18 protein-coding genes are annotated in these 18,232 nt (G+C 30.6%); 8 read left to right on the plus strand and 10 right to left on the minus strand.

Annotated elements, in window-relative coordinates; genetic code table 11:
* Positions 1-37 precede the first annotated feature (37 nt).
* Entirely contained in the window at positions 38-1,801 is a 1,764-nt protein-coding gene (gene typA / locus N4A35_02780) for a translational GTPase TypA (GenBank protein MCT4580316.1), read from the minus strand.
* 115 nt (positions 1,802-1,916) lie between these two features.
* On the opposite strand from typA, the gene N4A35_02785 reads away from it, so the two are divergent.
* Genes N4A35_02785 through N4A35_02795 form a run of 3 tightly spaced genes read left to right on the plus strand, consistent with a single transcriptional unit; the run spans position 1,917 to position 3,319 of the window.
* Complete coding sequence (locus N4A35_02785; protein ID MCT4580317.1) at positions 1,917-2,378, plus strand: DUF3592 domain-containing protein; 462 nt, start codon at positions 1,917-1,919, stop codon at positions 2,376-2,378.
* A gap of 10 nt (positions 2,379-2,388) precedes the next feature.
* Positions 2,389-2,826 (plus strand): hypothetical protein, encoded by a 438-nt coding sequence (locus N4A35_02790; GenBank protein MCT4580318.1) that lies wholly within the window; start codon positions 2,389-2,391, stop codon positions 2,824-2,826.
* Positions 2,827-2,830: 4 nt separating this feature from the next.
* Positions 2,831-3,319: a YajQ family cyclic di-GMP-binding protein gene (locus N4A35_02795; GenBank protein MCT4580319.1), complete on the plus strand. Its 489-nt coding sequence runs from the start codon at positions 2,831-2,833 to the stop codon at positions 3,317-3,319.
* A gap of 62 nt (positions 3,320-3,381) precedes the next feature.
* On the opposite strand, the gene N4A35_02800 is transcribed toward N4A35_02795, so the two are convergent.
* Together N4A35_02800 and N4A35_02805 are read right to left on the minus strand one after the other, a co-directional pair.
* Positions 3,382-3,867, minus strand: coding sequence for a hypothetical protein (locus N4A35_02800; protein MCT4580320.1), 486 nt, complete (start codon positions 3,865-3,867; stop codon positions 3,382-3,384).
* Positions 3,868-3,903: 36 nt separating this feature from the next.
* The gene (locus N4A35_02805) at positions 3,904-4,320 is read right to left on the minus strand and encodes a hypothetical protein (protein ID MCT4580321.1); all 417 of its coding nucleotides are present in this window, start codon (positions 4,318-4,320) and stop codon (positions 3,904-3,906) included.
* Between the two features lie 140 nt (positions 4,321-4,460).
* Here N4A35_02805 and N4A35_02810 point away from each other — a divergent pair, with 140 nt between their 5' ends.
* Genes N4A35_02810 through N4A35_02820 form a run of 3 tightly spaced genes read left to right on the plus strand, consistent with a single transcriptional unit; the run spans position 4,461 to position 6,217 of the window.
* Positions 4,461-5,342, plus strand: coding sequence for a DUF808 domain-containing protein (locus N4A35_02810; GenBank protein MCT4580322.1), 882 nt, complete (start codon positions 4,461-4,463; stop codon positions 5,340-5,342).
* A gap of 3 nt (positions 5,343-5,345) precedes the next feature.
* The gene (locus tag N4A35_02815) at positions 5,346-5,705 is read left to right on the plus strand and encodes a CoA-binding protein (GenBank protein ID MCT4580323.1); all 360 of its coding nucleotides are present in this window, start codon (positions 5,346-5,348) and stop codon (positions 5,703-5,705) included.
* A gap of 2 nt (positions 5,706-5,707) precedes the next feature.
* Positions 5,708-6,217: a hypothetical protein gene (locus tag N4A35_02820; protein ID MCT4580324.1), complete on the plus strand. Its 510-nt coding sequence runs from the start codon at positions 5,708-5,710 to the stop codon at positions 6,215-6,217.
* On the opposite strand, the gene N4A35_02825 is transcribed toward N4A35_02820, so the two are convergent.
* Positions 6,195-6,563 (minus strand): RNA-binding S4 domain-containing protein, encoded by a 369-nt coding sequence (locus N4A35_02825; protein MCT4580325.1) that lies wholly within the window; start codon positions 6,561-6,563, stop codon positions 6,195-6,197. The two genes, N4A35_02820 and N4A35_02825, sit on opposite strands and share 23 nt — an antisense overlap.
* A 138-nt stretch (positions 6,564-6,701) precedes the next feature.
* Between N4A35_02825 and N4A35_02830 the strand changes: the two genes are divergently transcribed.
* Positions 6,702-6,980, plus strand: a complete 279-nt coding sequence (locus N4A35_02830; GenBank protein MCT4580326.1) for a helix-turn-helix domain-containing protein — start codon at positions 6,702-6,704, stop codon at positions 6,978-6,980.
* Positions 6,977-8,263, plus strand: coding sequence for a type II toxin-antitoxin system HipA family toxin (locus N4A35_02835; GenBank protein ID MCT4580327.1), 1,287 nt, complete (start codon positions 6,977-6,979; stop codon positions 8,261-8,263). The genes N4A35_02830 and N4A35_02835 overlap by 4 nt, the downstream gene beginning before the upstream one ends.
* A gap of 650 nt (positions 8,264-8,913) precedes the next feature.
* Here the strand turns inward: N4A35_02835 and N4A35_02840 are convergent.
* The 6 genes from N4A35_02840 to N4A35_02865 all read right to left on the minus strand — a co-directional run bounded on the left by N4A35_02840 (position 8,914) and on the right by N4A35_02865 (position 18,227).
* On the minus strand, positions 8,914-9,849 hold the full coding sequence (locus N4A35_02840) for a DUF2220 domain-containing protein (protein MCT4580328.1): 936 nt from the start codon (positions 9,847-9,849) through the stop codon (positions 8,914-8,916).
* Positions 9,839-13,180: a hypothetical protein gene (locus tag N4A35_02845; GenBank protein ID MCT4580329.1), complete on the minus strand. Its 3,342-nt coding sequence runs from the start codon at positions 13,178-13,180 to the stop codon at positions 9,839-9,841. Before N4A35_02845 ends, N4A35_02840 begins: the two co-directional genes overlap by 11 nt.
* Entirely contained in the window at positions 13,170-13,844 is a 675-nt protein-coding gene (locus N4A35_02850) for a hypothetical protein (GenBank protein ID MCT4580330.1), read from the minus strand. Before N4A35_02850 ends, N4A35_02845 begins: the two co-directional genes overlap by 11 nt.
* The gene (locus N4A35_02855) at positions 13,817-15,127 is read right to left on the minus strand and encodes a hypothetical protein (GenBank protein MCT4580331.1); all 1,311 of its coding nucleotides are present in this window, start codon (positions 15,125-15,127) and stop codon (positions 13,817-13,819) included. The genes N4A35_02850 and N4A35_02855 overlap by 28 nt, the downstream gene beginning before the upstream one ends.
* A 492-nt stretch (positions 15,128-15,619) precedes the next feature.
* Complete coding sequence (locus tag N4A35_02860; GenBank protein ID MCT4580332.1) at positions 15,620-15,895, minus strand: hypothetical protein; 276 nt, start codon at positions 15,893-15,895, stop codon at positions 15,620-15,622.
* A gap of 100 nt (positions 15,896-15,995) precedes the next feature.
* Complete coding sequence (locus N4A35_02865) at positions 15,996-18,227, minus strand: AAA family ATPase (GenBank protein MCT4580333.1); 2,232 nt, start codon at positions 18,225-18,227, stop codon at positions 15,996-15,998.
* Between the last annotated feature and the right edge of the window lie 5 nt (positions 18,228-18,232).

Raw genomic sequence — 18,232 nt, forward strand, 5'->3', positions numbered from 1 at the left:
ATGATTACCGTTTTTATAAAATTATTTAGATTCAAAATTATTTGAATTTTCTCATTCTTAAACTTTCTGGAGTTACTTCTAACAATTCGTCTTCTTTAATATACTCCATTGCTTCTTCTAAAGAAAAATCTACTTTTGGAGCAATTTTTACACCATCATCACTTCCTGATTTACGCATGTTTGTTAATTGCTTACCTTTTATTAGGTTGATCTCTAAATCGTTATCTCTAGAGTTTTCTCCAATAACTTGTCCTTTGTAAATCGTTTCACCTGGATCTACAAAGAAACGCCCTCTGTCTTGTAAACGGTCAATAGCAAAAGCAGTAGTTTTACCTTGTTCCATTGAAATAAGAGAACCTTTTAAACGCGACGGGATACCATCTTTATAAACATCAAATTTATTAAAACGGTGCGTCATAATTGCCGTACCAGCAGTAGCAGTTAAGATGTTATTTCTTAAACCAATAATTCCTCGAGAAGGAATGTAAAACTCTAAATGTTGTAAATCACCTTTAGGTTCCATGACCAACATGTCGCCTTTTTTCATGGTAACGAGCTCAATTGCTTTTCCAGAATACTCTTCAGGAACATCAATCACTAAAGTTTCGTATGGTTCCATTTTTACACCATCTATCTCTTTGGTGATTACTTGTGGTTGTCCAACTTGCAACTCATAACCTTCACGGCGCATAGTTTCAATTAGTACTGATAAGTGAAGAATTCCACGACCATAAACACTAAAACGATCTTCTGAGTCTCCATCAACAATTCTTAAAGCTAAGTTTTTCTCTAACTCTGCATATAAACGGTCTCTTAAATGACGAGAAGTAACAAATTTTCCTTCTTTACCAAAGAAAGGGGAGTTGTTAATCATAAATAACATACTCATTGTTGGTTCATCAACAGAAATACGTGGTAAAGCTTCTGGGTTTTCTAAATCTGCAATCGTATCTCCAATTTCAAAACCTTCAATTCCTACTATAGCACAGATTTCACCAGCTCTAACTGTTTTAACTTGAGCTTTTCCTAATCCCTCAAAAACGTGTAATTCTTTAATTCTAACTTTTTTAGTAGTCCCGTCTGCTTTACATAAAGCGTAATCTTTTCCTACTTCTAAATCTCCTCTAAAAATTCTTCCAATAGCGATTCTCCCTGTAAATGCAGAATAATCTAATGAAGTTACTTGCATTTGTGGTGTACCTTCATTGTAAGGAGCTTCTGGAACTTTGTCTAATACAACATCTAAAAGTGGTGTTATATTGTCTGTTGGCTTCTGCCAATCTGTACTCATCCAACCTTGTTTAGAAGAACCGTATAACGTTTCAAACTCTAATTGTTTATCATTCGCTTCTAAGTTGAACATTAAATCAAAAACCTCTTCATGTACTTCATCAGGACGACAGTTTTCTTTATCCACCTTATTGACAACTAAAATAGGCATTAACCCTAATTCTAATGCTTTACCCAAAACAAATCGAGTTTGAGGCATTGCACCTTCAAAAGCATCTACCAATAAGATAACACCATCGGCCATTTTTAATACACGTTCAACCTCACCTCCAAAGTCAGCGTGGCCAGGAGTATCGATGATATTAATTTTAGTTCCTTTATAAGTAACAGAAACATTTTTAGAAAGAATCGTAATTCCTCTTTCTCTCTCTAAATCATTGTTATCTAAGATTAAGTCTTTTTGTTCTTTTCTTTGATCTAAGATTTGAGCCTCATGTATAATTTTATCTACCAATGTAGTTTTTCCATGATCGACATGGGCAATAATCGCAATGTTTCTAATAGATTCCATCTGTGTTTTTGATTTTAAAGCGGCAAAGGTATTATTTTGATTGGGATAATTGACTAAATTTTAAGTTTTATTATCTTTAAGAAAAAATTAAGCTTTAAATGATGTAACGCTTATTATGAAGATCATACTCATTTTTATTGTTGGTTTAATAGGGACAATTTATTTTTACAATAAGGTTAGTGACCAAAAGAAGACGAATGACTGGTTCATTGTTGAAGCCCAAATTCTTGAAATAGAAACCGCTGAATCTACAGGAATTACTCATGATGTAAGAGTGGAATACACCCATTATAATATTTTATATGAATATACCTTTAATGCTGTTCGCTATCAAAGCTATCAAATTTCTTTAGATGGGATGGGGAGGCAGCGAACAAGTGAGGTCAATAGTTTGTTTAAAGAAAAGAACTGGAAAGAAGGCAATAAGACTTTTGCTTTTATTAATCCCATGGATTTTACTGATTCAGTACTATTGCAAAGTTCTACAGGGGTAAGTAAGGATAACTGGATAGGGTTGGTGCTGTTTGGTGTATTTATGGTACTAGGCGGAATTAATATTTTATTGATGGCTTTTTAAACTTGGTATTATGTTGAAGTCTTTGAAATATTTCGTCATTTTTTTTCTCGCTACTGCTTTCTTTTATTATAGATGGGGAGTAGAAACACAATTAGTAGACTGGAAAGAAACACCAGCGAGTATACTAGCTGTTTCTCCAGTGCAACAAAAAATAGATTATATCTATTATGTGGATGGAGTAGTACTCAGAAACAATGTACTATCTATTGATGATTCAGATGTAGAAACATTTGTTGATCGTTGTATAAAACATTCTTTAATAAAAGGGAATAAAGTCATTTGCTATTACAACCCAAAGCAAATAAAGGAAGCCGTAATAGTCAATGAAAGTAAAGCAATTACAGCTTGGACTTGGATTGGTTTAGTTGTTTTTATAGTTTTGTCCCTCATTCAGGTCTATTATATTATTGATAAAGCATTAGACCTTTCCAAAAAGAATAAAAAATAAAAATATGGCAAGTTTAGATATAGTAAGTAAAATTGATACTCAAACTTTAGATAATGCAATTAACTCAGCAAAACGAGAATTACAGAATCGTTATGACTTTAAAGGTTCTAACGCAAGTATAGAATTGGATAAAAAAACATTTGTCTTGCATTTACATGCTGAAACAGATATGAAAATGGATCAATTAGAAACGATGGTCATTAATGCATTAGTTAAAAATAAAATTGATCCTACTTCAATGGATTTTGGAAAAGAGAAGTATGCTGCGGGAAAAACATTAAAAAAAGATATCCTCGTAAAACAGGGGATAGATAGAGAAACTGCTAAAAAAATTGTTAAAAGTATAAAAGGAACAAAGTTAAAGGTTCAGCCCTCTGTAATGGACGAGCAGGTTCGTGTTACTGGTAAGAAAATTGATGATTTACAAGCAGTAATTGCGCATTGTAGAAAAGAATCGTTTGGAGTTCCACTTCAGTTTGTGAACTTTAAGTAAAGGAGTGCTATTGCTATAAAAACTAAAAAGGCTGATTGAAATCACAATCAGCCTTTTTAGTTTTAGTTTAGAAACTGTTTATGCCAACTATTTTTGGCTGGAGTTTCCCATTTAGTAATAAAATCTTCTTTCGTTTCAATAAGGTTATTAAACACAATAGTTTCTGCTGTTATTGTTCCGTTTTTTGCTAACTCTTTAAACGCATTAAAACTTATACTTTTTACAGTTTCGTCATGCTTATAAGCTGTAACCATTCTATCTGTTAACGTTATGCCTAATTGAATTTCGATTTGTCTCATCAAGCGCACTTGCGCATCTTTGGCTCTTCCACATAAACTTTCTCCACAATCATCTGCTGTAATGAGAACAAATTGATTATAAAAAATATCAATAGAAGCTGGAATTGTATTACCATGACTTTCCCATGAATAAATAAAATCTTCACCTATTGCCAACACTGCTTCTTTTTGTTGTTCAGTTAACGGCTCTTTTGCTTGGTATACCCATACTTTAGCCGTATGAGCCAATTCGTTGAATGTCTTTTTCATATTAATATAAAATCTCTTTACAAAGATACTTTAATTTTAATAACCTACAGTTTCTATTTGTTGATCTGTCATTGCCGACATAAATAAAAACATATTGGCTCTATTTTGTTCTGCATGCATTAATTCTTTAAAGGTTTTATCCTGTTTTGAGTTAACTTTTATTAAATCAAATTTCGTCATTTTTTTATAGGCAAAATCCATCCATGAACTAACAATAGCATCACTATAACTTTGGATATAAAATTTGATTAATTCTTCTCTTGGAACATCTTTAATTCGAATTGGAATTAAGTCCTCCATTGCATTTGCAATATCTTCAATTTGATTGAATCGTTCTTCTGTTAAAGGGACGTATTTCTCTTGAGATAGTGTAATAACTTCACTCGTCTTTTCTTGTGCTATACCATTAAAACCTATTACTGCTATACCTAGAATTACTATTATTTTTTTCATAATCATAACTTTTACAACAGTGTAAGATAGGTATTTTTTTGTTTAAAAAAGTTAAAGAACCTTTAAATAAATAGCTTCTTCTATTTAGAATCCTCTTAAAATTGTATTTTCGTGCTCGATTATAATTCAATAAAAAAGATATGAGTTCAGGATTTTTTGCTTTGTTTGATGATATTGCTACTTTGATGGATGATGTAGCAACAATGACAAAAGTATCAGCAGAACATACTGCTGGAATACTAGGAGATGATTTAGCTGTGAATGCAGAAAAGGCCTCTGGATTTGTTTCTTCTCGTGAACTGCCTGTTTTATGGGCAATAACTAAGGGGGCACTTTTGAATAAAATTATTATTTTACCTGTTGCGTTTTTATTGAGTGCTTTCTTACCTCCTGTTATTAAAGGTATTCTATTATTGGGAGGTGTATATTTAGCTTTTGAAGGAGCAGAGAAGGTCTATCATTCTTTTTTTCATAAAAAAGAAGATAAACACCAAGAAGTTGAGTTAAAAAAAGTAACTAAAGAAGAAGCTTTAGAACTTGAAAAAACAAAAGTAAAATCTGCTATTTTAACTGACTTTATTTTATCTGTAGAAATTATCATTATTGCATTGGGAACCGTAACAGGAGAGGAGTTGACTATACAAATTATTGTGGTTTCAATCATTGCATTATTGGCTACAGTTGGTGTATATGGTATCGTTGCTTTAATTGTAAGAATGGACGATGCTGGTTATGCGATGATTAAAAGAAACCCTGATAATACCAGTTTTGGTCATAAATTTGGGAAAGGTTTAATTAAGGCACTACCCAAAGTAATTGGTGGTTTAACCATTATTGGAACAATTGCTTTGTTCTTAGTTTCTGGTGGTATTTTTGTTCATAATATTGCGTATGTTCATCACCTTTTACCGACTTCTGTACCATCCATGTTAAGTGAATTTGTCGTAGGTATTATTGTTGGTTTAATCAGTATTACATTATTTAAAAGTATTAAAGGAATTGTTAACAAAGTAAAAGCTTAATTTATGTCAACTACACTAATTATTGGAGCTAGTAATAATCCTAGCCGCTATAGTTATAAAGCAGCTCATGCTTTAACAAACAAAGGTTTTTCTATCATACCATTTGGAGTAAAAAGGGGAGAAGTAGCAGGAGTAAAAATAGAAAATGATTGGGATACAAACTGGGCTGTTGATACGATCACCTTATATATCAATCCTCAATTACAAAATGAATATCAACAAGCTATTCTAGATTTAAAACCTCGAAGAGTTATTTTTAATCCTGGTACTGAGAATTCTAACTTTTACCCTTTATTGGAAAAACATGGAATTGCTTATGAAGAAGCTTGTACATTGGTTTTATTAAGTATAGATCAATATTAAAGATGACGACTTATTATCTAGGAATGGCAAAATCTTCTTTAAATTTAAAAGGAGCAAAGTCACAAAAACTAGAACTTGATTTGTTACGTTTAATTTACCTTATTAAAACGAAAGAAAAAGAGCGTATAGTCGGTTTCTTAATGGTGTATGATGAAGCGATTAAAGCACGATGTTTATTATGGATAAAAAAATATGAAGCACTAGACCTTATCGATAATAACTTGCTATTTATTGATACATTCTATAAAAGCGATGAGAAATCAGCAACCATTGAATTTGTAAAGATCCTTGAGGAGGAAAAAGCAAATAATAAAAAAGCAATTACCGGTAACAACCCCGAAGCTGCTATGGCAAATAAGGGAAGAAAAATCATAGAAAAAGCGTTACATCAATTTATGGCTAAAATAATTGGGATTCCCCAAAAGGTTAACGCTATTGATGAAGACCAAATAGAATTTGACATTAGTTGGGACGGTTACTATACTCATCCTAATCCCCCAGAAACTCATTAATGTCTCGTCTGTCTTTTTTGGTTGGACGTCCTTTTATTCCTAAATATTTATTGAGACGATTGTGTTCTTCTATACTTTTGAGAAAGTCTAAATCTTCCTGTGGAGTAATTTCTTTTATTAAATCAGGAACTAATTTTGCCCCAACACGAGATTTTGGAATATCTAAAACTTTATAAACTCTCCAAATAGGGTTTGCTTTTACACTAAAAGTATTTCCTATTTTAATCACTTTAGATCCTTTAACAAACTGATCATTCAGCATTACATTTTCATTACTACACATTTTTGAAGAAATACTTCTCGTTTTTGCCAACCTTACTGCCCAAATGTATTTATCAATTCTCATCTTACAAAGATAAATATGTCAACGAACTTTACAAAAATGTTTCATTTTTAGAACATTTGTATGGTTTTAACGCGCAAATGTGTCAGATTTGAAACATTTTTTGATACCTTAGCGTAAAAGAAAGCAAAGGTTAAGAAGATGGATTGGCAAAATAGTTCGCACGAACAAATATATCGTAAAATAGGAGAGCAGTTAAAATTGATGCGTAAAGTTTATGGTTTTTCACAAGAACAATTGGCAGAAGAAACTGGCTTAGGTCGAACAACAATTATAAGAATTGAAAAAGGGGAAGTAATCACATTAGATTCTATCATAAGGATCTTTAGTGTTTTTTCTATTTTGGAACGGTTTGACCAATTATTTACAGCTCCTGAATTATCTCCCATGCAACTTTTTTTTAAAAGTAAGAAGAAATGAGCATACTCATCAACGATAATTTAATCGAAGTACACTTATTTGGTTCGCTTTTAGGGGTGCTTTTTTGGGATGAAAAAACCAATACGACAACGTTTGAGTTTAACCAAAACTATCCACATACAGCTGTCGTTTCTGCTCCAATCTCAATGCCATATCCTATGAATAGGCAAACAATATATGGTCCTTTTTATTATCGTTTGGGTGATACCTTTGAGGGGCTTCCTCCAATGATTGCAGATAGTTTACCAGATGCTTATGGGAAGCAAGTCATCACCAAATACTTAAGAGAGAATGGGCTAGAGGAGGAGGTTACTCCAATACGTTTATTAAGTTATGTAGGTATCAGAGGAATGGGAGCTTTAGAGTTTTTACCTAATTATCGATCAGAAGATTATCAACAAGGAATCATAGAAACTGATTTAACCTTATTGTCGGAATTATCGAATTCAATTGTAGAAAATAGAGATGGGAGCTTTAAGGTTCCTAAACATCAATTACAACAGATTTTTCAAGTAGGAAGTTCTGCTGGAGGAGCACGAGCAAAAGCGATTGTTTCCTATAATTTTAAAACCAATGAATTTGCTTATTCTTATACACATCAAACTGACTTTACACCTATAATGGTGAAGTTTGACAGTCTAGATCAGGCAGGAAACAGTTATGATTACGGACGGGTTGAATACATCTATCATAAAATGGCTGTAAAAGCTGGTATTCAAATGACAGAATGTGGTTATTTTAGAGATGGGCAACAATCTCATTTTTATACTAGAAGATTTGATCGAACACGAACAGGAGAGAAGTTACATCTACAAACTTTAGCGGCTATTTCTGGTAAAAACCCTAGAGAATTGCATGATTATGAATTGGTATATAAAACCATATTAAAATTAGGGTTAACATACAAAGATTTAGAACAGCAATTTAGACGAATGGTTTTTAATTTTTATGCAGCTAACGATGATTGTCATTTAAAAAACATTGCGTTTTTGATGGATCAAAATGGTCATTGGAAATTATCTCCAGGGTATGACATTACTTTTCCTTATGATTACAATAAAGTTTGGCAACGAACTCAACCCATTTCAATTAATGGTAAAATTAAAGCTTCAGAAATTTCTAATGAAGATTTTTTACAGATAGCTAAAGAATTTGGAATTAAGTACCCACAACAAATTATTAATGAAATTCGTGAGGCTGTATTAAGTTTTGAAAATTTGGCTAAAAAATACAAACTCCCAGAAAATAAATTCTACGCGATTAAAAAGCACTTTAGGTTATAATATTTATTTGCGCCATAATTTCAATAAAATTAAATAAAGTGACCTAAGGATTAAATACGTGATTTTTTTACGATTTATTATTTTACAATTTTCAATAAAAGAGGGTATCTATATAATGTAGGTTTCAAGTTTAAAACAATTCTATTTAACATAATATAAATTATAGGACATATGTATTTCATCCATTAGATAGCTATAATGATATTATGTAAAATATCCCAGAATATGCAGTCTGTTAAATAAACATCCGTCTGGGGGTCATTAAACATTTGGCTTTTTGGCTTTTGCATTAAATAAAAAACATTCGTCCATTTGTAGCTATAATTAGCCGTTATGTAAAATTGCCGCGCCCAACCGCTTTATTGTTTTTAAAAAATTAAACGCTTTATGGCATTTATTTTTAAACTCAATTTGCCACCGCTTGGCCAACCAAAAAAACTAGCTTTTGCTTCTTGTTTAAAATTCGCGTATTCGATAAAATGTTCGCAAGATTTTTTTCTACGACATTCTCGTAAACTTTCCACAAGAGTATAAAATTTTCCCTGGCTGAAATCCACGCACTAAAATTTCTATACGTTCGTACATTATTTGTCTCAAAGGTAAAGTTCCTTCTATTGAATATGGTAGCAAATATTGAAAATTCATCCTTTTCAATATTTATCATTTCCCTCAGTAACCATCTTTATCAAATCATTGGATTCTTCTTCAATCCATTGTTTCTTAATAATCAATTGCTCAATAAGTTTAATGGCACTTTTAGAATAATAGGTTTTATCTAAACCTGAAAAACTTCGGTTATAATACCAATCACTTTTGTGGTTTTTTGAATAAACACTCTTCTTTTTGTCAATTGCAGAAGGATAAAGTAGTTTAATTTGAGGTATTTTTTCTCGAATTCGTTGATAGATGTCTAACCCATGATAGTCCCAATCACACGAATAATAGATGGGATAATCTATAGATGGTAAATAATCTAATTTTTTAATATTATTTCCTCCCACATACCATAACCATATATTATGTTCTCTGGCAATGTCAGGATATAAGAGAAAATCTAAATTTTCGCATAACACAATTAACTTTGGATTTTTACAATCTAATACTGTCCTATATTGCAAATCTTTTGGATCAACACCAACAAACTGTTCCAAATCAAGAATTTGAAGTATTGCTTTCTCAAGTGATGAATCAGGAACTAAATATTTAGCATCTTCATCAAAAAAATGATTAGAAAACTTTTTCCTACTATATTTTTGTTCTAAAATCTCCTCCTTTTGATTGGCGATAAGCATGAGAACCCTTATGTCTCTTTCTTTATAATTTGATTGAGGTTTTAAGAAAGAGTATTGATTAAAGAAGTCAAGATATTTTTGAAAATTATTTTTGAAACGTTCTTGATAAAAAGAATCAAATTTTGAAGTAGGAACTAAAACCTTAGTATTAGCAATCTTATGATCAATGACTCCTTTTTCTTCAAAAAGAAACTTAATATAAGGATGCTTCTGAATTTTGGCTCTTGTAAACCTTTTGTGATACAGATCATTTAAAGCTTTTAGCTCTCGCCAAGATAAATTTTCACTCAACATCTTTTCCCGATTTCTGGTAAATAAATGATTCAATATCTTCTTCTACGATTTCATCACTAAAGATTCCCAAAGGAGGAACATAAGTGGAGTCGTTAGCTAAGTTGTTCTCACTCATCAAGTAGATGTACTGCCCTCCTTCTTCAATTTCTCCAGCTGTCTCAATGGACATAGAAATAATTTGATATTTTTCTTTTTTTGCCAATTCGTGAAGCATGTTATAATTGTTGCCTAAGCCTTCAGCTTCATCAATGGGCATTACTTGAATTCCTTTTCTATTCTTAGTTTCGATTAATGATAATCTTGCCAAACCAAGTAAGGCATTGGCAGTATAAGTTTGCCCTTGACTCCCAGCATTGCTTTCCCCACTCTCTAGTTTGATATCAAAGTCCAAATCGAAATAGGATTTTGGGTTTAAAATATCTTCTATTTTTGCTTTTGAAGTGCCCCCTTCATTTCGAAAAGCAATAAGCATCATTTTGTTGATATCTATCTCTTTTCTTAAATCTTCAAAAAGCCCAATATTTGTTCTAACTTCTGCTAATTTTTCATCTAGTTGTTTACGAAATGGGTTCATCCATTTAGCAGGAAAATCCATTGCAGTTTTATACTTCAATGATGCTTTGTTATTTCCTGTAATAGCGTGGTTTTGCTTTTTGAGATAATTGTCTATTAACTGGATTTTTTCTAGATATTGATTATAAGTATTATAAACTTCTGTTAACACTCGTTTTAAAATCTCCACTTTTCTGGAACCTATCTCCTGAACGGATTTCATTAAAACACTTAATCGTTTGGCTATTTTATCATCAACTTTACTAAACTCAATTTTAGAATTTGGAAAAACGGTTGGTAACAGTTTATGAGCTAGCATTCCCACCGAGTAATCTATTAATTGAGATTGATCTTCGATGGTTTCTTTTATGGTGTCATATCTTTCTTGAAATTTTGTTTCAAGTTTCTGATACTGCTCTTTCAGATTATTTTGTCCTTCATCTGGGTTATGGTCTACTTGTTTAGACTCTGTGAAATCAAAATCTTTTTGAAAGATACTCAAATAATCGTTTTTAGCTTCTTGTAATTTGGATTTAGCATTAATCTTCAACCTTTTCGAATTATTCTTCTTATTCTCCTTTTCATGTAGTTTAATTTTTATATCAGCTTTTAGGGCTATGACCTTGTTCAAACTTGGCTCTAAAGGAAACATTTCTTTATATAAATCTTCCATTACAGATTCCTTAGTATAATCTTTGATTTTGGAATTAAGTTCTTCTAACTGTATTTTTCTTTTATCAATCAATTGATCAGCACTCTCATTGCTAAGTTGACTTTTTTCAAAATGCGTTAGAATAACTTGAATTTGCTCATTGATTTGCTCTTTCTTTTTTTCTACTGACTTCCCTTTTGACCTTATAGAAATATAACTAGACTCAACCTTCTTATAATTTTGAACTACACTATCTTTTCTTTGATACAGAGTAAGGTATTCTTCAAATTCTTTCTGATTAATTCTAAATTCAGAGTCAAATTGAAAAGTTTCTATTTCATCTTTATTAGAAAATAATTGAACGGCTTCTTCTAATCCTGCAAATTCAAACAATACTTTTTTAAGCGTTTCAGCTTCTTGTTTTTCATTTTCAAACTCTGATAATTCTTGCTTAACACTACTATTAATACTAGAAAGTTGATTGAGTAACTTTTTAGCATCTGTTCCACTCAAATACTGTTTGGGAACATAACTGATATATTCATGAACTCCATCCAAATTAATCCAAAAACCATCTTTAGAATCATCTTTTATTACTTTTAAATTATCAAATAGTTCTTTCGGGAATGGCAAATATCTATTAGTAGTTTTCGATATAGGTTTTTCTCTAGGTAAGGACTGAAAATGTACCAATACGCTTTCAGCCTCAGAAGAAATAGGTAGATTTAGATTATCTTTAGCCCACATCGCTAACGAATTTTCATTTTTCTCATCAGAAAAAACGGCTAAAGCTTTTAGTTCTTCAATCCGATTATTACGTTCAATTATTTCATCTTCAAATCTTAATGAAGTCTGCTTAAAAGCTTTTAACCAACCCGATTTTTCAAAAGCATCCAATTGATTCTTATTTCCCAAATACTGAATAAAACGTTGTAGTGTTTCCTTTTCCTTTATTTTATCTTGTTGTTCTTTATAAATTTGCTTTAACTGCTCGACATTATGATACTTTTTAAGCCATTCATTCATCTTGTCAATCTTCTTCTTTTCATCTGAAGCTAACTCAAACTGTTTTTTTGGATGGATAATTTTATCTAAGTAAGCCTCCTCAGAAGATTGAATATCTTTTAAATCGGAAAGTAAAGATTTGAGATTCTCAAGTTCAGTTATTTCTAATTCTGTCTCTTTTTTGTTGATTAAAAGCCATTTCGAATAACTCTTACGATAAGTTTGTTTAGTTTTTTTATGGTTTACAGTACTTTCATCCAAATTCAGTTTCCAAAACCAATTTTTAGCAGTATGATATTCTAATTGTTTATCGGTAAAATTCTTGTGAATCTCTAAAATACTTTTAACCTGTTTCTGTTTTATATCAATCAGTTGTATTTCCTTTGTATAACGTTCTTGTTCATGAAATTCATTTTGAATACCTGCAACTTCGTCTTTATATTTCTGCATGATTTTATCCTGTTCCGTATCTCCAAATAGAAATTTTTTCAAAGAATGAGTATCCTTTTTAAAGCCTTTCCCCCTTGAAAAAGAACGTAGTATACTTGCATAACTTTCTAAGGTTTTGTCATGATTAAAATCTAAAGAAATTAAACCATTATCAAATAATAATTGATGATAAACCTTCCAATTAAAACGCTTTAATCTTGCTTTGGTAAACTGCTCTTGCAAAGTTTCTATCCGTTGTATCATATTGCCAAGCAATAGATCCTTATAATATAGAGGACTTGAAAGAGGTGTTAGATTACTTTCCCAATCGTAACTATCTTGAATAATAAAGGGGTCGGCCTTGTTGCTAGAGCTTTCTATAAAAACTCCGATAACAAGATATTTATCTTCCGTAACTTCTATATTCAAAAAAGAATACGCCAAACCGTGTTGTTTACCTTTCGGTTTTATAACCATTCCTTTAACATCTCGTTCTTTGTTGCTTTCAGTCGAGGATTTAAAAAGTTTAGATCCAACTAAAATAAGTTGAAACATATCGGCAACCATGCTTTTACCACTACCACTTTCTCCACTAAAATCAGTACGTAAAGGATGAAAAATATAATCGCAGTTGAAATGCTGCTTAATACCAATGGTAGATAGGCTATGAACTCTTGGATAATTATTTTGCATTTTGGCTTTGGACTAGTAATTGGTCTATATTATTGATTTGACTTTGATAAAGAGTTCTTAATCGCTCAAATGAAGGAAGTGGTTTAAATCGATTCTTTACTTTATTATCTTCCCATTCAATCCACCCTAAATGGTTAAAAGTGTCAAATGCTTTTTTTATCAAGTCAATAATTTTTTCTTCATTGAAGTCACTGCTATTAACACTTCTTGAACTAACAATTAATTTGAATAGAGCTTCTTTTTCATCATCATACTCAGAAATTAAAGTAGAAGTAAAATCATCAACAGTATCTAATTCTATATTACCATCTATTTTATACAACTTAAAGAACAACATTCCAATAAGAATAGCTTCTGTATCTAAATAATCTCTAGCAGAAGTTGGGACTGCTCCTCGACTCCCTTCTTCAAAATCAATAAAAAAGTAGTGATTAAAATCATTACCCTCTTTGCTCAAAACTACCCTAAACAACTCATGATAATATAATTTTAAACTATCGAAGTTACGTTCTATGAACCGAAAAAGCTCTCCTGGTTTTGGGTAGTCTCTTTGTATATGAATACCACTTCTCAAGGCATAATCCAACTTAGCAAACACTTGTTCTGCTTTATTGTCGTATAAGAAACTAATACGGCTTACTTCTTCTGTACTATCATCTCCCATAAGCTTAGATTTTGAATTCCTTCATCTGATTGTTTTTCTTTTTTTATATTAACGACATATTTTTGTTCGTAAAAACTCTTTTTCAATACCTGTTGTGCTGTTTTTACAGCAATACCAAGCTTCTCTTCTTCTTTGAAAACCTTGAAGAAAAATGGCGAAAATTTTAGTTTTTCTGATTGCTCTAACTCTTGCATAACTACTTTTGTCCAATACTTAATTCGATCTTTCTCATGCTTCCATTTTAGTGCTTTAGTCAAAAGCTTCTTTTTACCCTCATGATTGATCTTTCTTACGGAAACAGCTTGTGCAGTTTTTGGACTTATATCTTTTTCAGAGATGATTGTAAATTTAGGTTCAAATTCACGATTATATACTCTTTTTCGAGGAATGCCTTTCGGAAGGTTAAGGTTTCTTTGGGATGACTTGGAATGTTTCAATAAATAATTCAAAAAATGTTCAGTTTTTCGATCAAAGTCTCTTTGATTAAAATCGTAAATAAATTCTCGTATCCGTGGTTTAATCTTGTCTATACGTTGACTTACCTGCTCTAATTGAGAACGAACATGATTATTAAACTCTCTTACTCTTCGAATGTCAGATATATTATCGGTCTGTCCTTCTTCTTGAAGCATATTAGTTAGAACTTCATCAATATCATAGGTGCCTCGAAATGCTTTTGAGAGCTCAACAGCTTGCTCTTTTATTACATCCAGTTTAGCTTCTATTGATTGAATGAAATTAATTATATCATTTTTCTCTTCTTCACTTTTGATAAGTTTCTTAAACTCATCTACCGATTCGTTAACTTGTTGATCTAAAATTTCAATCTGCTCTCCCAATTGGATATGACGTTCATTAAAATGATCTTCTACCCACAATTTGAAATTACCTTGATCTACCGATTCTTTTAAACGATTATATAAATCATCAAACCAACGCTTAATTTTAGCAGGACTATATCCTTCTATCAGTCTTTTTTGCGTACGCTTACAGAATTCTAATCCGTATGGTTTTAAGCGATAAGCTTTATTGGCTTTATCTCGCCAAATAAAATAATCTTGAAGTCTTAATATAATAGAGTTATTCCTTTCGTATTCATTTCTTTGGCTTTGTTTGCCTAAATCTTTTAAGGTTTGATTTATCGTTCTTATAAAATCATTTTCATTAAAGTTCCCCTCCTCAAACTGTTCATAAAGAGACAACAAAATCAATCCATCCGTTTTTTTCGGAATAATTTGATCATAATAATCTCTTGCTTCTTTATATAAATTAAAGCCATCCATTTCGTTATATACTTAAATAGTCTATATATTTTATAGAAGTTTTAAAATTCTTAAAAGATTTATAATTATGGATTTTAATTTCTTTAATTTTCATATATAAACAATTTTTATCTTACAATAAAAACTATAAAACAATATTATAACTTGAGATAATACTTAAAAAATTATAACTCAAAATATAGAACTCTAAATATATTAAATTTTAACAAGCAAAAGCTTACGGAATCCCGTAATTATTTGAAATTTAATACAGAATATTCCCATTCCATACACATTTTGCTTCCACTCTTCTGCCCTAGCTGCAAAAAGAGTAGTCTTATAATGTTTTGCGTTATGTAACTTTGCTTTGGTAAAAAGCGAAGTTCCTTTCTTAAATTTTCTTTGATTTTTTTCTTCTCCAAAAGTTTTTTTTAAAATGTAATGGAATACTTAACATTTAGCTATAATTTGTAATTAAGGTTGTTTTATATCCAATATATATGTGGTTGGTTATTATAAATTATGATTACCAAAGGTATTTTTCGAAGCAAAAAAACGAAACATCTTGAAACGTTTTTCAAAAGTACATTCTTTGAGTTTTGCAGGACAATCCAGAATATCTTCTAATTCTTGAAAATTAGTTCTTAAATATTCGCCTGGACTAGAGTATTTTAACCCCAGTAAGACTCTATTAAATGTCTTATATTCTGAATCGCCTAATATATCATAAATCAATTTTGATTCATTATCAAGTTGAATTGATTTCTTTTTCTTTTTCTTAAATAACATATACTATGTTACAAAATTTTAAAACATTTAATAGAAATAACGATGAAAACATTGAAAAAATACCATAAGAATATAATGAGGTATTATATTTTAAGTTTATTTATACAACCATCTCTATTTCCTTATTCTCTTCTTGCTCTTGCATCATCATTTTGTAATGTTCAATATGATTCGTTTTGTCAAAAATGGCCTTAAAAACCTTTTTATAATTCTCAATGGTTTCATCTTGATACTCAATATATAAATCATCATTTACACTATGGGAACCATCATTTACCCAACTTATTAAAGCCCTACAAATATCTTTTTCTTCTTTCGTGTCAAACTTCCCAACAAGCTTATCATCTCGATATTTTCCGAGTACCCTGAAATAGTTTTCTATAATTCTTCTCATTGTATTTTGAACCGATACAAGTGTACTTTCTTCTTTTAATTCTTTCCAAAGTAATTCGTAAGATGAATATATTGGATTGTCTTGCCCAAAAGATTGAATAGACGTTTTTTTATTCTTCTTTCTTAACAACCAGTAATTAGTGTTGTTTAATTTGTTTTTTCTGCCATCAATAAACGAAACTTCTTTATGGAAAAACACATTGTGAGTTAATAAAATAACCTGAAGGATATTCCCTTTATTTTTTCTTATGTCTTTTAATATACTTTTAATCAGAGTGCTTACAACATATAGAACATTACTGTCTAAACTTGAAATAGGGTCATCAATTACAAGTATTTTGTCTTCGGAGGTTTTTCCTTCTTCTAAAGAACCTTTAGCTATCTGTAAGAAGTATAAAAAAGTAATGAATGTTATCTCACCTTCACTTAGTGTAGATTCAGCTGGTGATCCATCTTCTCTTTGTATTTCATAGTGATTATCTTCTTTTGGGGAGGGAACTATTGTGAAACTTTGAAAACCATATGTTTTTAACGTATTGTTGATTTGAATTACTGTTGGCTCAGAACTAGTAACATTTAAACTTAACTGATTTATTTCAATTTTAAGTAATCTGTGTTTCTCCTTAAAACCATCATACTGTTTCTGAATCCCTTCAATAGCTTTAGTTAAAACATCTTGTTCTTTAGCATAATTATCCAGCTCTGCTTTGTTATCTTCTACAAGGTATTTCCAAATAGAATTAATCAAATCATCTCTTTGATTGGCGTAATCTAAAACGATTTTATTATGACTTTCGATTGACTTATTAGCTTCTGTCAATAATGAGTTTAAACTACCTAATTGCTCTTTAATAGTTTGCAAATTAATTTCCCTACTAGGCTCAGATAATTTGTTCTGAAGGTGCTCTTTGTTTGCAGTAAACTCACTAATCAAAGTTTTTAAATTAGCTGAAAACAAACTGATATTTAGCTTTGTTTTATTGTTCTCTTTTTCGTCTTTTTCTATTTGGTTTAATTGATTTACAATCGTTGCAGCCTCTCTTAGATATTCGTCATTAAAATCTTTAATTTTTTTTAGATTGTTCGTGAAATTTTCATCAAAAAAATCATCTAGTTGCTTTTTAAAATTTTCAGTAATAGTTTCTTCTTGACAGAATGGGCAAGTTTTATCGGTTTCTTCCAAATACTCTTTCCCTTTTATAATCCAATCGTTTATGTTTAATTTTTGTATAAGGTTAGCGATTTCAACATCTGCTTTTCCAATTATTTTTTTCTGCCATATTTTATCTTCTTCTATTTCTACAAGCTTATCGAATTGCACAATTGTAAAAGACTCTATATGTTTAGGTCTTTCTCCAAAAATAGTTTGAGACTTTGTTTTTAGAACATCTAAATCTAAAATGGGGTGATTGTTGTTTTTGAATTCTTTAATGAATCTGTTATAAAAAGCATCTTTACTTCTCATTGAGCCAACAAAAGCTTCTTTAAAATGAGTTTTACGCTTTTGGTAAATATTTTTCCAAATGCTCTCTTTAAATTTTGAGCTTTTTTCAGCCTTTTCTTCATTATACTTATCCAATGAAGCTTTACGTTTTACATATTGCTCTTTTATATTTTTGAGTTCTTCTTTTTTTGTATTGATTACACCAATTTCCTCTTTTGAGGCTTTTCCTAAAGTAAAAACACCATTAAGATTACCTTTTCCAAAATAATCTTCTCTGAATTTTTTATTGTAAACAAGCGTTTCTAGCTCCGAATCATTTTTCCATTTCTTAGTACAATCAGAAAAGTTCAAACTAGAGGAATCGTATAAAAAATTTGATAGAGTGGTTTTTCCAGTACCATTTGAGCCATAGATGAAATTGATTTCCTTTAAATCATTAATTTCAACAGGATCAACATAAGTAGCAATGTTATGAAGTTTAATATTTGTAATCATTTTAT

The organism is Flavobacteriales bacterium (assembly GCA_025210295.1).
Classification (GTDB): domain Bacteria; phylum Bacteroidota; class Bacteroidia; order Flavobacteriales_D; family Parvicellaceae; genus S010-51.

Bases quoted from the DNA above. Each gene is read 5' to 3' on its own strand.
- N4A35_02835 (MCT4580327.1), top strand. From the start codon at position 6,977: ATGAGCATACTCATCAACGATAATTTAATCGAAGTACACTTATTTGGT.
- N4A35_02860 (MCT4580332.1), bottom strand. From the start codon at position 15,895: ATGTTATTTAAGAAAAAGAAAAAGAAATCAATTCAACTTGATAATGAA.
- N4A35_02820 (MCT4580324.1), top strand. From the start codon at position 5,708: ATGACGACTTATTATCTAGGAATGGCAAAATCTTCTTTAAATTTAAAA.
- N4A35_02795 (MCT4580319.1), top strand. From the start codon at position 2,831: ATGGCAAGTTTAGATATAGTAAGTAAAATTGATACTCAAACTTTAGAT.
- N4A35_02825 (MCT4580325.1), bottom strand. From the start codon at position 6,563: ATGAGAATTGATAAATACATTTGGGCAGTAAGGTTGGCAAAAACGAGA.
- N4A35_02815 (MCT4580323.1), top strand. From the start codon at position 5,346: ATGTCAACTACACTAATTATTGGAGCTAGTAATAATCCTAGCCGCTAT.
- N4A35_02785 (MCT4580317.1), top strand. From the start codon at position 1,917: ATGAAGATCATACTCATTTTTATTGTTGGTTTAATAGGGACAATTTAT.
- N4A35_02840 (MCT4580328.1), bottom strand. From the start codon at position 9,849: ATGTTGAGTGAAAATTTATCTTGGCGAGAGCTAAAAGCTTTAAATGAT.
- N4A35_02805 (MCT4580321.1), bottom strand. From the start codon at position 4,320: ATGAAAAAAATAATAGTAATTCTAGGTATAGCAGTAATAGGTTTTAAT.
- N4A35_02845 (MCT4580329.1), bottom strand. From the start codon at position 13,180: ATGCAAAATAATTATCCAAGAGTTCATAGCCTATCTACCATTGGTATT.
- typA (MCT4580316.1), bottom strand. From the start codon at position 1,801: ATGGAATCTATTAGAAACATTGCGATTATTGCCCATGTCGATCATGGA.
- N4A35_02850 (MCT4580330.1), bottom strand. From the start codon at position 13,844: ATGGGAGATGATAGTACAGAAGAAGTAAGCCGTATTAGTTTCTTATAC.
- N4A35_02810 (MCT4580322.1), top strand. From the start codon at position 4,461: ATGAGTTCAGGATTTTTTGCTTTGTTTGATGATATTGCTACTTTGATG.
- N4A35_02790 (MCT4580318.1), top strand. From the start codon at position 2,389: ATGTTGAAGTCTTTGAAATATTTCGTCATTTTTTTTCTCGCTACTGCT.
- N4A35_02865 (MCT4580333.1), bottom strand. From the start codon at position 18,227: ATGATTACAAATATTAAACTTCATAACATTGCTACTTATGTTGATCCT.
- N4A35_02800 (MCT4580320.1), bottom strand. From the start codon at position 3,867: ATGAAAAAGACATTCAACGAATTGGCTCATACGGCTAAAGTATGGGTA.
- N4A35_02830 (MCT4580326.1), top strand. From the start codon at position 6,702: ATGGATTGGCAAAATAGTTCGCACGAACAAATATATCGTAAAATAGGA.
- N4A35_02855 (MCT4580331.1), bottom strand. From the start codon at position 15,127: ATGGATGGCTTTAATTTATATAAAGAAGCAAGAGATTATTATGATCAA.